Annotated in this window: 16 protein-coding genes; 7 read left to right on the plus strand and 9 right to left on the minus strand. The window is 69.7% G+C overall.

What is annotated here, in order from left to right:
• Both F8271_RS25165 and F8271_RS25170 read right to left on the minus strand, forming a co-directional pair.
• A partial coding sequence (locus tag F8271_RS25165) for a lytic polysaccharide monooxygenase auxiliary activity family 9 protein (RefSeq protein ID WP_151492302.1) occupies positions 1–529 on the minus strand: 529 nt, incomplete at its 3' end.
• A gap of 106 nt (positions 530–635) precedes the next feature.
• Positions 636–911, minus strand: a complete 276-nt coding sequence (locus F8271_RS25170; protein WP_151492303.1) for an isoamylase early set domain-containing protein — start codon at positions 909–911, stop codon at positions 636–638.
• A 154-nt stretch (positions 912–1,065) separates the two neighbouring features.
• Between F8271_RS25170 and F8271_RS25175 the strand changes: the two genes are divergently transcribed.
• From F8271_RS25175 to F8271_RS25190, 4 genes are all read left to right on the plus strand, one after another.
• Positions 1,066–1,326, plus strand: a complete 261-nt coding sequence (locus tag F8271_RS25175; protein WP_151492304.1) for a Prokaryotic metallothionein — start codon at positions 1,066–1,068, stop codon at positions 1,324–1,326.
• A 180-nt stretch (positions 1,327–1,506) separates the two neighbouring features.
• Positions 1,507–2,478, plus strand: a complete 972-nt coding sequence (locus F8271_RS25180; protein WP_151492305.1) for a DMT family transporter — start codon at positions 1,507–1,509, stop codon at positions 2,476–2,478.
• A gap of 24 nt (positions 2,479–2,502) precedes the next feature.
• Entirely contained in the window at positions 2,503–2,970 is a 468-nt protein-coding gene (locus F8271_RS25185; protein WP_151492306.1) for a GNAT family N-acetyltransferase, read from the plus strand.
• A gap of 117 nt (positions 2,971–3,087) precedes the next feature.
• Positions 3,088–4,158, plus strand: coding sequence for a lytic polysaccharide monooxygenase (locus F8271_RS25190; protein WP_151492307.1), 1,071 nt, complete (start codon positions 3,088–3,090; stop codon positions 4,156–4,158).
• Positions 4,159–4,204: 46 nt separating this feature from the next.
• Here F8271_RS25190 and F8271_RS34250 read toward each other — a convergent pair whose 3' ends face one another.
• The 3 genes from F8271_RS34250 to F8271_RS25205 form a co-directional block, all read right to left on the minus strand.
• On the minus strand, positions 4,205–4,414 hold the full coding sequence (locus tag F8271_RS34250; RefSeq protein ID WP_151492317.1) for a BBE domain-containing protein: 210 nt from the start codon (positions 4,412–4,414) through the stop codon (positions 4,205–4,207).
• A gap of 191 nt (positions 4,415–4,605) precedes the next feature.
• The gene (locus F8271_RS25200; protein WP_151492308.1) at positions 4,606–5,220 is read right to left on the minus strand and encodes a dihydrofolate reductase family protein; all 615 of its coding nucleotides are present in this window, start codon (positions 5,218–5,220) and stop codon (positions 4,606–4,608) included.
• 931 nt (positions 5,221–6,151) lie between these two features.
• Positions 6,152–6,826 (minus strand): hypothetical protein, encoded by a 675-nt coding sequence (locus tag F8271_RS25205; protein WP_151492309.1) that lies wholly within the window; start codon positions 6,824–6,826, stop codon positions 6,152–6,154.
• Positions 6,827–6,983: 157 nt separating this feature from the next.
• Between F8271_RS25205 and sodN the strand changes: the two genes are divergently transcribed.
• Together sodN and F8271_RS25215 are read left to right on the plus strand one after the other, a co-directional pair.
• On the plus strand, positions 6,984–7,388 hold the full coding sequence (sodN, locus tag F8271_RS25210; RefSeq protein ID WP_151492310.1) for a superoxide dismutase, Ni: 405 nt from the start codon (positions 6,984–6,986) through the stop codon (positions 7,386–7,388).
• 60 nt (positions 7,389–7,448) lie between these two features.
• On the plus strand, positions 7,449–8,759 hold the full coding sequence (locus F8271_RS25215) for a radical SAM protein (protein ID WP_151492311.1): 1,311 nt from the start codon (positions 7,449–7,451) through the stop codon (positions 8,757–8,759).
• A gap of 60 nt (positions 8,760–8,819) precedes the next feature.
• Here the strand turns inward: F8271_RS25215 and F8271_RS25220 are convergent, their stop codons facing one another.
• The 3 genes from F8271_RS25220 to F8271_RS25230 all read right to left on the minus strand — a co-directional run bounded on the left by F8271_RS25220 (position 8,820) and on the right by F8271_RS25230 (position 10,817).
• A complete protein-coding gene (locus tag F8271_RS25220; RefSeq protein ID WP_151492312.1) occupies positions 8,820–9,713 on the minus strand; it encodes an SGNH/GDSL hydrolase family protein in 894 nt (297 codons plus the stop codon).
• Between the two features lie 125 nt (positions 9,714–9,838).
• Positions 9,839–10,300, minus strand: coding sequence for a cupin domain-containing protein (locus F8271_RS25225; protein ID WP_151492313.1), 462 nt, complete (start codon positions 10,298–10,300; stop codon positions 9,839–9,841).
• A gap of 124 nt (positions 10,301–10,424) precedes the next feature.
• Entirely contained in the window at positions 10,425–10,817 is a 393-nt protein-coding gene (locus tag F8271_RS25230; RefSeq protein ID WP_151492314.1) for a hypothetical protein, read from the minus strand.
• A gap of 283 nt (positions 10,818–11,100) precedes the next feature.
• Here F8271_RS25230 and F8271_RS25235 point away from each other — a divergent pair, with 283 nt between their 5' ends.
• On the plus strand, positions 11,101–11,406 hold the full coding sequence (locus tag F8271_RS25235) for a transcriptional regulator (protein ID WP_151492315.1): 306 nt from the start codon (positions 11,101–11,103) through the stop codon (positions 11,404–11,406).
• A gap of 78 nt (positions 11,407–11,484) precedes the next feature.
• On the opposite strand, the gene F8271_RS25240 is transcribed toward F8271_RS25235, so the two are convergent.
• On the minus strand, positions 11,485–12,594 hold the full coding sequence (locus F8271_RS25240) for a glycoside hydrolase (protein ID WP_151492316.1): 1,110 nt from the start codon (positions 12,592–12,594) through the stop codon (positions 11,485–11,487).
• Positions 12,595–12,739 lie beyond the last annotated feature (145 nt).

Here is a 12,739-nt window from a genome sequence, read left to right on the forward strand (position 1 = left end):
TGGGGGTCGGCCCGCCTCCGCCGCCGATCTGCACGTCGATGCAGGAGTAGAAGGCGTTCGCGGTGTCGGAGATGTTCCACACCGCGAGGATCTTCTGCCGCCCGGAGAAGCCGCCCAGGTTGACCGTGTGCGAGACGGTCGCGCCCGGCTGTTGGCCGTTGCCGTTGACCACGCCGACGCGGGTGTTGCCGATCCAGTACTCCCAGTTGCTGGTGGCGTGCCGGGCGGTGTTGACCCAGGTGAAGGTCAGCGAGGAGCCGACGGAGGTGGCCGGCCAGCCGCGGCTGTCGTCGTCGAGGACGGCGAACTGGGCGATGCCGGCGTTGCAGCTGCGCAGACCCTTGGGGCCTTCGACGCTCTGCGGCTCGTACTTGATCTGTCCGCAGTCGGGCACCCGGCCCTGCGCGCAGAGCGCCTGCCGGCTCGGCGGGGCGGAGACGTAGCCGTGCGCCTGCGCGGGGGCGGAGACGGTGAGAGTGGCGGCGACGGCGCCCGCCGCCACCAGCGGGACGGTGATTGTTCGACGCATCGGGCAGCTCCTTTGCAGGTGCGGTGAGGTGCCCTCAACGTAATTTAAACTTTGTTAACAGTAAAGAGCCTGGTCGATAAATACATCGATGGTGACGAGTTTTTCGTCAGAGTCGCAGCAGGCTGCCGCGATCGTCGACCTCGTCGGCCGACTCGTCGTCCAGCCAGACGCCGCCGCTGGCGAGGTACCGGAAGCGGTACTCCCCCGGCGGGAGCTTCACCGTCACCGTCCGGGTGCCGTCGCGGCGGGCCACCAGCTCGTGCCGGCCGGGCTCCCACTCGTTGAAGCAGCCCACCACGCTCACCGGCCCGGGTGGGGTGTCCCCGGGCAGGCAGAAGGTGACCCGGGTCTGACTGCCGAAGAGTCTGTTGCGCTTGATCACGGTGATCCTCCGGGGGTTGCGGCGGTTCATCCGGCATAACGGACGACACGCCAACGCCGACACGCCGCCGAACGCCCGTGCGGCGACATTCCGCCACGAGCAAGACCAAACTGCGGGATTCTGTACCTACATGTCCTGATACGGGGGATTTACCGTGGCAACCTGCGAGGTCTGCGGCAACGACTACTGGATGGCGTTCGAGGTGCACACCGTCAGCGGCGACGTGCACACCTTCGACTCGTTCGAGTGCGCGATCCACCGGATGGCACCGATCTGCGAGCACTGCCAGATCAAGATCGTCGGGCACGGCGTCGAGGTCAACGGCCGCTTCTTCTGCTGCGGGCACTGCGCCCGCTCGGTCGAGGGCGCCGAGGGCGCCGAAATCCGCGACGCCGTCGGCGCGCGTCCCGCCTGAGCGCAGCCCTACGGTACGGTCGTGGCCATGCGGCCGTACCTGGGCGTCCTGCCCCCGCCGCGCTCCTGAGCGGAGCGCCGCGCCTCCCGCCGACCGGGTGACCGACCCGGCCCGGCCAGTTCGCCGTACGCGCTCCGTCGACGTCGTCCCCGTCAACGGCTCACCCTTCGGAGCGCATCCGTGTCCACCTCCCGAACCGCGCCGCCGGCCGCCCCGGCCCCGGCCGTCAGCCAGGCCCGCACCGGCCTGATCCAGATCACCGTCACCGGAGTGCTGTGGGGCACCACCGGCGTCGCGGTGCAACTGCTGCGCGAGAGCACCGGGCTCAGCCCGGTGAGCATCGGCTTCCACCGCCTGGCGATCGCCGCGCTCGTCCTGCTGGCGTGCACCGCGGGCCGGCTCGGCACCATCGTGGCCGCCCTGCGCGCGGCACCCGTACCGCTGCTGCTCACCGGCGTCGGGCTCGGCCTCTACCAGGCGCTCTACTTCGCCGCCGTGGCGCTCGCCGGAGTCAGCGTGGCGACCGTCGTCAGCCTGGGCCTGGCGCCGGTGCTCGCCGCGACCTGGGAGTCGCTGCGCGCCCGCCGGATCCCCGGTCCGCTGCGCCTCGGCACCCTGGTCACCGCCGTGACCGGCCTCGCCCTGATCACCGGGGCGACGGCGGACCCCACCGCCACGGCGCCCGCGCCGCTGCTCGGCCTGCTCGCGGCCGCCGGGTCGGGTCTGGGGTACGCGGTGACGACCCTGATCAGCCGCCAGGTGTCGCAGCGCACCGCGCCGATGACACTGACCACCATCTCCACCGTGGTCGGCGCGCTGACCCTGGCGCCGTTGGCCCTGACCGCCGGCGTCGCCGTCCCGGTCCGCCCCGACACCGTGGCGCTGCTGCTGCACCTCGGCGTGGTCACCACCGCGGTGGCGTATGCGCTGTTCTACGCCGGCCTGCGCACCACGCCGGGCAGCGTCGCCGCCGTCCTGACCCTGCTCGAACCGCTCACCGCCGCGGCGCTGGCGGTGGCGCTGCTGCACGAGCCGCTGCCCCCGCCGGTCGTCGTCGGCGGCGCGCTGCTGCTCACCGCCGTGGCCGCCACCTACCTCGCACCTGCTCGCGCGACCGACCACCCGGTCCGGCAGAGCACGGACGCCGGGTGAACCCGCCCGGCCTACCATCGGTGCGTGCCCCAACAGACCACCGAGATCCGTACGGCCTCCTTCGCCGACCTGAACGCCCGCACCTTCCACGACCTGCTCAAGCTGCGCATCGACGTGTTCGTGGTGGAGCAGAACTGCCCGTACCCGGAACTCGACGGGCGTGACGTCGAGCCGGGCACCCGGCACCTCTGGCTGACCGACGGCGGCGCGCCGCTGGCGTACCTGCGGATTCTCGCCGACCCGGACGGCGCCCGGATCGGTCGGGTGGTGGTGGCCCCGACCGCGCGCGGCGGCGGGCACGCCGGCCGGCTCATGACGGCCGCGCTGGAGGTGGTGGGCAACCGGCCCTGCGTGCTGGAGGCCCAGTCGCACCTGGTCCCGTTCTACCGCCGGCACGGCTTCGCCGTCAGCGGCCCGGACTACGTCGAGGACGGCATCCCGCACACCCCGATGAGTCGCCCCGCGCCGACGACGTCAGCCATTGACGTCTGACGATCTGCCTGGCATCGTGCCGGGTAGAGCCATCGCGGGAGCCAGCGAGTAGGCACGGGAGCGGGCATCTCCCGGCAGTCCGGGCGTCGTCGTCCGACCTCATCCCCCGGGGGCTCCATGTCCACTCTCGCCCGATCACCACGCGTGCTCCGGCCGCTCGCCGTCGCGGCGGCCGCCACGCTCCTGCTGACCACCGCGCTGACCGTCGCGCTGGTCCAACCCGCCTCGGCGCACGGCTCGGTCGTCGACCCGGCCTCGCGCAACTACAGCTGCTGGCAACGCTGGGGCAGCGACTTCCAGAATCCGCGGATGGCCACCGAGGACCCGATGTGCTGGCAGGCCTGGCAGGCCGACCCGGCCGCCATGTGGAACTGGAACGGCCTGTTCCGCGAGGGAGTGGCCGGCAACCACCAGGGCGCCGTCCCCAACGGCCAGCTGTGCAGCGGCGGGCGCACCCAGAGCCCCCGCTACAACGCGCTGGACACCATCGGCGCGTGGAAGACCACCTCGGTGTCGAACAACTTCCGGCTCCGCTTCTTCGACCAGGCCAGTCACGGCGCCGACTACATCCGGGTGTACGTGACGAAGCAGGGCTTCAACGCCCTCACCGAGCCGCTCGGCTGGGACGACCTGGAGCTGGCCGGCCAGATCGGCAACACCCCGGCCTCGCAGTGGAACCCGGACACCGGTGGCGTCTCCATCCAGATCCCGGTCAGCGCGCCCGGACGCACCGGACGGCACATCGTCTACACCGTCTGGCAGGCCAGCCACCTGGACCAGTCGTACTACCTGTGCAGTGACGTCGAGTTCGGCGGGACGAGCACCCCGCCGCCCACCACGCCGCCGCCGACCACCCCACCGCCGGCTCCCGGGGCCTGCCGGGTGACCGTCGACCTCAACGCCTGGAACACCGGGCTGACCGAGAACATCACCGTCACGAACAGCGGCACCGGTGCCGTCAACGGCTGGTCCCTGGTCTTCACCCTGCCGGCCGGGCAGACCATCACCTCGGGCTGGAACGCCACCTACTCCCCCACCTCCGGGCAGGTGACGGCCAGGAACGTCGGCTACAACGCCGCCATCGCGCCGAACGGGTCGGTGAGCGTCGGCTTCCAGGCCACGCACACCGGCAACACCGCGCGACCGGCTTCGTTCACCCTCAACGGCGCGGCCTGCACGATCGCCTGACAACGACCGGTCCGGGCCCGCCGTGCGGCGGGGCCGGACCGGGTCGTCAGTCCCGACCAGCCGGCGGGATGGGGAAGTTGCGGTTGAAGACGTTGTCCGGGTCGTACGTGGCCTTCACGGCGCGCAGCCGGCTGAGCGTGGGCTCGGGCCAGGCATCCAGCAGCCGATCCGGGTCCGTGTCGGACTCGAAGCTGAGGTACCGGCCGTCGAGGTGCGCGTACAGCGTAGACGAGGGTGACCTGGGCCGTCGGCGGATTGCCGCGGCGTGCGGGGAAAGAGGGAGAGAAACTCGTCAGGCGACGATGTGGTCGATGGTCAGGCCGTGCCTGCGTGCCAGGTATCGAGGAACCCGGCGTTGTAGGGGTCCCACCCGTCGGTCGGGCAGCTTGGGTAGGGCGGTCGGTCGACCAACACCCCGCGGTACGAGGCGTCGGTCGCCCCGAACCGCTAGCTACCTGCCGGTACCTGGTCCTTGACCTCGTCGTACCCGACCGCGCCGGGCGCCTCGGTCGGCGCGTAGATCACGCGGAGCACGCCCGTCGGGAACACCTCCGTCGCCGTCACCTTCAGGTGGTACGGCGTCTCGCCCTCGTCGAACAGCCGGCGGCCCTTGCGCGCCGCCACCGGGTGCACCAGCAGGCGCAGCTCGTCGACCAGCCCCGCGGCGAGGAGCTGCTGCACCACCGAGATCGACCCGGGGATCAGGACGCCCTTGCTGCCGGCGTCGGCCCTGAGTTCGGCGACGGCATCGAGGAGATCACCGGAGAGCAGTTCCGAGTTGCGCCAGGAGAACGTCAGCGGCTGGCGCGAGACGACGATCTTGCGTACGTCCCCGAGTTGCTTGGCGAACGACGCGTCGTCCCCGCCGGCGGCCTCTCGCTCGGGCCAGGCTCCGGCGAAGCTGTCGTAGGTCTCGCGACCGATGAGCAGGACGTCGGCGGTGTCGTAGTCCTCACCGACGGCCCGTCCCATGTTGTCGTCGAAGTACGGGAAGTGCCATCCGGGATCGATCTCGGCCACGCCGTCGGCCGAGATGAACAGCGTGGAGATGACCTTTGCCATCGTGGTGCCCCTTCGAAGCAGGTGATGTCGTCACGTGAACCGCCACAGCATCGCAAAACCGTCGGACAGTTACCGACGCCTCGCCGCGTGACCCTGCATCGCCGACACCTCCACGACGTCTACCGGGAACGTGGCGCTCCGCGTCACGCCGGCCACCGTGTAGGAGACCGCGACGGTCTGCCGCCCCGGCCTGCCCGGGTCGTACCCGGCCAGCGAGTACCCGCCGTGGTAGTAGGCCTCGCCGCGTACGTCAACCGGGGTTGGCCTTCACCACCATCGGCGCCTCGGCGTGACGGCGTCGAGCGTCCCGTGACCGGGCCGGTTGCTCATCACCTGCGGTGGCGTGAACGTGACGAAGTCGCGGGTGGTGGCGTAGAGGGTCTGGTTCCTGGTGCGCGGTAGCGGCCGTTCGGGTCGGTGCGGTCGGGCGTGTAGTAGCTACCGGTCGGATACATCGACGACGTCCAGTAGACGACGTACGCCCCGATCGCGGGATCCCAGATGGCCTCCGGCGCGAAGGTCATACCCGCCTCTGGCGGAGCCACGAGGATGTGTCGCTGCTCCGACCAGGTGCGCAGGTCGGTGGACTCCCAGACCTCGATGTAGCGGCTCGCGCCGCTCTGGGCCCAGTCCCAGCCCTGCCATCCGTACGCCCGGCCACGGCTCCCGGCGCCAGTGGCACCGACGTCGGCAGCGTCAGGTTTCCCCGGACGTCGTCGGCGTTGACGATGCTCATCTGCGCCAGCGCCTCCGCTGCCGGCCCGTTCGTTCTGGCGTGCGCCACTTGGCCTCCTTACGCCACGACCAGCGACACGGCCACGACAGCGGCCGCCGCCACGATCAGTGCGCGCATGAGATGAAACGTGGGTCAAGGCTCACGGCACGGCACCCGGACGGTCGGCTCATCCGGTAGCGGCACACGGCGGGGTTGTCAGACCAACGGCGCGTACCACTGAGCGCCGGTGACCCGGATGCGCCGGGACTGCTTGCGATTCCACTCGACCCGCATGCCGTGCCGACGAAGCACCGGAAAGGCGATCTCATCCAACACCTGTTCCAGGTCGGCCTGGTAACGGGCCTGCTGTTCGGCCTCGGACAGAGCGTTGTAGGCGGACTCGTCGAAGTCCGCCGGCGGGTAGACGCCGTAGCCGAGGTGGACCTCGCCGTCCTCGCTCGCGAGCAGCGACTCGGTGTCCTGCTGGTGATACCACACATAGCCGAGCCAGTGTCGGGAGTCGTCGCGCTCGTCGTGGATCTCGGCCGCCGCGCAGGTGCCGCAACAGCTGAAGTTCTCCCTGGCCAACACGCCGACCTCAGTCAGCTCGGCGAAGGCGCGGGTGAGGTTGCTCCGCACCGCTCCCCACTCCCGCTGCTGCTCCCGCCGGGCGGCCAAGGCCCGTTCGTACGCCGAACCGAGCTCCTCGTCGGTGGCGCCGTGACGCTCCTCGTCAACGTCGAAGACGTCGACGAACTCGTCGGCGTCGGCCTCGCCGCGCACGACCCAGTCCCAGACCTCGCCCTCGATCTGCGTGCGCCCCGGCTCCGCGATGCGGTCGGTGAGGAACCGGACGCCCTCCGGGCGATCGCTGTAGATCCATCCACTCACGGCGACGATCCTCACACGTACCTCCGACAGCCCAGGCCGGACCACGAGCCGTGCGACCGCCGGGGGTTGACATGAAGTGTGATTGAGGTTTTAACCTCCACTGCGGATCACCGTGCTCGAGAGGTCCAAGAGGTTGTCTGCCGTCGGAAGGAATCTGATGCACCTGCCACGCCTTTTCCGCCCCCGCACCGTCGTGAGCGCCCACTGCGACCTCCCCTGCGGCGTCTACGACCCGGCGCAGGCCCGGATCGAGGCCGAGTCGATCAAAGCGATCTCCGAGAAGTACCAGGCCAATGACGACCCGGAGTTCCGGACCCGCGCGCTGATCATCAAGGAGCAGCGCGCCGAGCTGGTCAAGCACCACCTCTGGGTCCTGTGGACCGACTACTTCAAGGCGCCGCACTTCGAGAGGTATCCGCAGCTGCACGGCCTCTTCAACGAGGCCACCAAGCTGGCCGGCGCCGGGGGCGCGAAGGGGGCCGCCGACCCGGCCGTCGCGGAGCAGCTGCTCGCGAAGATCGAGGAGATCTCGAAGATCTTCTGGGAAACCAAGCAGAGCTGAGCTGTCGACACCGGGTGGCGGACCGCCACCCGGTTCAGCCCATCCGTACGGGAGGACCGCATGACGTCGCGCACCGAGCTGGTCGAAGACCTGCTGAGTCGATTCCCGCAGGTGCCGCGCGAGGCGGTCATCAAGGAGGACCTGCTGCGCGGCGGGCTCGCCTTCGACGACACGGCGTTGACCGACAACGAGCACGGCGACGTCAAGCCGAAGTCCTACTTCATCTTCTCCTTCGATCACCGGACGCTCCCGGAGCTGGGGACGGCCGCGCTGCGCCGGCCGCCGGAGGAGATCGTGCTCACCGGAGGCCCGTACGAGCTGCGCCGAACCGTCGTCTCCGTCCGCACCAACCCCGGCTCGCCGTACCGTGTGCGGTCCGACAGCGACGGGCGGCTGCGCCTGTTCCTGGACGAACGGCCGATCGCCGATGTCGGGCTACCCCCGATGCCGGCGTACTACCGGCACACGCTGGCCAACGGGAAGTCGGTGATGGAGGTCGCGCCGACCATCCAGTGGGGCTACCTCATCTACCTGACCGCGTTCCGGGTCTGCCAGTACTTCGGCGCGAAGGAGGAGTGCCAGTACTGCGACATCAACCACAACTGGCGGCAGCACAAGCAGGCCGGGCGCCCCTACACCGGGGTCAAGCCGGTCGACGAGGTGCTGGAAGCTCTGGAGATCATCGACCGGTACGACACCGACCGGGCCTCGCAGGCGTACACCCTCACCGGTGGCAGCATCACCTCGCACGTCGGCGGGCTGGCCGAGGCGGACTTCTACGGCCAGTACGCTCAGGCGATCGAGGAGCGGTTCCCGGGGCGGTGGATCGGCAAGGTCGTCGCCCAGGCACTCCCCCGAGCCGACGTCCAACGGTTCCACGACTACGGGATCCGGATCTATCACCCCAACTACGAGGTGTGGGACAAGCGGCTGTTCGAGGTGTACTGCCCGGGCAAGGAGCGCTACGTCGGCCGGGAGGAGTGGCACCGCCGCATCCTCGACTCCGCCGAGGTGTTCGGCCCACGCAACGTGATCCCGAACTTCGTGGCCGGCGTCGAGATGGCCGCCCCGCACGGCTTCACGAGCGTGGACGAGGCGATCGACTCCACCGCCGAAGGGCTCGACTACTTCATGTCACGCGGCATCACCCCGCGGTTCACCACGTGGTGCCCGGAGCCCACCACGCCGCTCGGCCGGGCCAACCCCGAGGGCGCGCCGCTCGAGTACCACGTCCGACTGCTGGAGGTCTACCGGGCGACCATGGACGCCCACGGGCTGTCCAGCCCGCCCGGATACGGCCCGGCCGGGCCGGGTCGTGCCGTCTTCTCGGTCAGCTCCTTCATGGACACGCTGCCGTCCACGCCGTCCTGAGCGAGGCCGAACCGGCCCGCACCCCTGCGGATGCGGGCCGGTGCCGCCACTGCGGTCCGGTCAGCTGTTGAGCCGGGCGAGCAGGGCGGTGGCCATGCCCTGCTCACCGCGGGCGTTGGGGTGGAACGGGGCGGCCGAGTTCTGCGGCACCAGTCCCTCGACCCACCGGGTGCCGCTGCTCTTGCACGCGTCGCGGCCGATCGACGGGGTGTAGACGTCGGCGTAGGTGGCGCCGTTCGCTACCGCGGTGCTGGCCAGCATCGCGTTGAGCGACTTCGCGACACCCCGCAGGTACGGCACGTCCTGGTAGGCGATCGGGACGACGGGCCAGCAGCCGTAGCCGGTGTCCGGCACGATCGCCGGGTACCCGAGCACCACGACCCGCGCGCCCGGCGCGGCTTGGCGGACCGACTGCAGCACGGTGGTCACCTTCGGCACGGTGGCGGCGATCCGGGCCTGCAACTGGTCGACACCTCCGGCGGTGTACCGGTCCTTGCACGGCGACCCGAGCGGGCTGCTGAGGCTGGCCTGGGCGCAGTCGCTGATGATGCTGGAGAAGCCGATGTCGTTGCCACCGATCTGCACCGTCACCAGCGCGGTGGTCGACGTGACCGCGTTGAGCTGCGGCGGCACCGTGATGCCCAACTGGCCGCTGCCGCCGTAGAGAATGTCGTCCGTGGTGGCCCCGGAGCAGCTGACGTCAGCGAACGACGACGAGCCGGCGGACGCGGCCACCACGGACGGGTAGTTGCGGTTGGACCGTAGGCAGTTCAGGTCGACCTGCGTGGGAATCAGCGGACCTGCGGTGTACGAGTCACCCAGGGCGACGTAGCGGCCGGTGGGCACCGCGGCGCTGGCGGGTGTGGCGACGGTGAGCAGCACGCCGACGGTGGCCATGGCGAGTGCGGCCAATCGGGTTGCTGCCCGCAGGAGCGGCAGGCGGGGACGGGTCATGACGCCTCCCAGACGGGATCACGGTGGTGGTGGTGCCGAGATCCTGTCGCCGCCGAGGGCGGACGTCAATATCGATGAGCCTCACTAAATGCTGATCCGGAGTGTGGGATGCGGAGATGCCGCCGCTACTGCCCACCGTCGCGCAGCTGACGCCAGGGGCCACCCTCGTCACCCGGGAGCCTCGTCGTACCGAAGCGCTTGTCGACCTCGGCGAGCGCTTCCTGCGTGGGGTTCGGGCCGAGGCTGCCCAACTCCTCGAAGAGCTGCTCGTTGCCGGCCGGCGCGCTGACGAACAGCAGCCGGCCACCGGTCGGGGTGACGAACGTGTGGTACGAACCACGGGGTACGACGACGATGGTCCCCGGGCCGCCGGAGAACTCGGCGTCGCCCACGCGGAAGTCGTACCGCCCCTCCAGGACATAGGCGATCTTCATGAAGTCGTGGTGCGCGTGCGGAGGGTTCTCGACGATGACGTCGTGATGGAACACGAAGGCGCCGAGCGCGCCGCCCACCTCGCCACCGTGGACGAGAATCTCCGGCCGATGCGGGCCGCCGAGCTCGATCAGCTCGCCCGCACCGGGCTGCACGGCCCACCCGTCCCGACCCCAGTCCGCATGGCCTGCATGATCTGCCCCCGCTCGATTGGTTGACGAACGGGGCAATCCAACGCCGCGCCACACGATTTCCAATGACCGTGAAGTTGCTGGCGCCTTACCGGCTGGACCACCACCACGACATACCGAGCGCCCAGGGCAGAAGCGTGACGGCCAGCGCCGCCACCCACCCGGCGACCGCGGGAACCCCGCCGGGCCTGAGCCGACCGAGCGCGTGATTACCGCCCAGGAACGCGCCGCCGAGCAGGAGGGCGACGAACATCAGGAAGATCGCCACGAGGCCGGCCTCGTCGGTATCGAGCTGCAGCGGCGCGGGGCGACCGAAGACCGTCGCGTACGTGTGGTTGGTGGTCGGCCCGTACGGCCCGCTGGCCGCGTAGGCGAGCAGGGACACGAGCAGCACCAGCGGGATCATGGCCAGCATGCCCACGAGGAGGTTGAGCGCCACCAGCGCCGCGGCGAAGGCGGGCAGCCTCTGGGTTGACCGCATCCACGACCTCTCTGCTCACCGTCGGGGAAGCGCCCCCTCCACGTACCACGCAGTCTGATCTCCCCGACGTGACCGCCAGTGGATTACCAGTTGACCAGGAGGCGCGTTTGACGCACCTGGAAGTACTTGCTCCCACGGAAAGCAGCATGCTAGCTTCTCGTACCAGCGAGCGCTTCCCCACCCCACGGAGGTGTGCGATGACCACCACGCCCACACCCGAAGGGGTACGACCGGACCGGCAGGCCGTCGACCGGTGCCGGATGCTCACCGGCGAGGCCCCACGGTGATCGACCCGAAGCTTGATCCGGCCCTGCTCGATCCCACCCGCCTGGCCATCGTGGCGTTGCTGGCGGGAACGGAATGGGCCGAGTTCGCCTTCGTCCGTGATGCCGTGGAACTCAGCGACTCGGCCCTGTCCAAGCGGATCTCGGCGCTGGGCGACGGCGGCTACGTGGAGGTCCGCAAGGGCTACGTGGGCAAGCGCCCACGGACCTGGATCAACCTCTCCGCCGCCGGGCGGGCCGCTCTGAGCGCCCACATCGCGGCCCTGCAGGACATCGCCAACCGCGCGGCGGCCCCGCCCGACTGAGCCGGGCGGGCGGGCGGGTGTCGACGATCGATCACACCCACACGCCCGACCGGGATGACACGAGCCCAGCGAGACTCCTCAGAGAGTGAACACGAGCGTGGAGATGCTGCGTGCGCCGACGTTGATGGTGGCCTGCCCCCCGTTCACGCTGGTCGGCTGGCTGGCCGCGTTGGCGTTCTGCGAGGTGAGGTAGTACTCCGCCCGGCTGACGTTCTGCGGTGCCTGGATCACGGCGTTGTTGACCGCGCTGGTCGACCGGTTGAGGATCACCAGGGTGATCTTCCCGTCGCCCTGGTAGGCGGTCACCTCCAGCGGCGACGCCTTGGAACTCTTCGTCAGGGCGATCCGCTGGTAGCCGGGGCGGACGTACTTGGCGTACTGCGAGAAGGCGTACCCGCGCTTGAGTGGAGCGCCCGCGGTGGTGCCGTACGCCGCCTCACCGTCACCGATGAAGGAGTAGTAGCGCTTGCCGTACCACCAGATGTAGGCGGTCCAGTTCGACTCCATCGACCTGTGCACCGTACGCATGATGTCGTCGAGCGTCTCGTTCCAGACCGCCGCGTTGGCGGGGTTGCCCCATATGTTCGAGCCTCCACCGTCGGCGGCGTGCAGGTTCCACTCGGTCATCCACACCGGCTTGTTGTACTGATCGGCCAGGGGGTACGACTTCAGCCGGCCCGCCGCCTCCGTGCCGTACAGGTGCCCACCGATGTAGCCGATGTTGTTGCGGGCGGTCGCGTCGTTCAGGGTCGGGTCGGTGAAGGTGTAGTTCAGGTTCACCGCCTCGGCGACCATCAGCTTGGTGTTCTGCACCCTCGCGCCCTGGTCGCGGACGAAGGTGCGCAGCTCGGTGCCGCTCCAGTCCATCGAGTCGTAGTCCGGGTGCCAGTCCGGCTCGTTCTGCACGGAGGTGACGTCGATGGTCACACCCTGACCGCGCATGAACTGCACGTAGCTGTTCAGATGGTTCGCATAGTCGTCGTAGTAGTCGGTCTTCAGCTTCCCGCCGTTGACCCGGCTGTTGTTCGTCTTCCACGCCGCCGGCGCGGTCCACGGCGAGGCGAGGATCTTCACATTCGACCCGTACGACTTCGCCGTCTGCAACGAGTTCACATGCGTCGCCCACTCGCTGGACACCGGCGACAGACCGGTCCGCACGATCGACAGCCCCAACTGGTTGGCACCCATACCGACCAGTGTCTGCGTGTCCGACGTCGACCACGCCGAACCCCAGATCGACTGCGCGGCTCCGAACCCATCGACCGTCTGGTACCTGGTCGCGCTGTTCACCGTGATGTCCGCCGGCCCGTTCGGGGGCGGGGTGGTCGGCGGT

This window comes from Micromonospora sp. ALFpr18c, from assembly GCF_008868155.1.
GTDB lineage: Bacteria > Actinomycetota > Actinomycetes > Mycobacteriales > Micromonosporaceae > Micromonospora.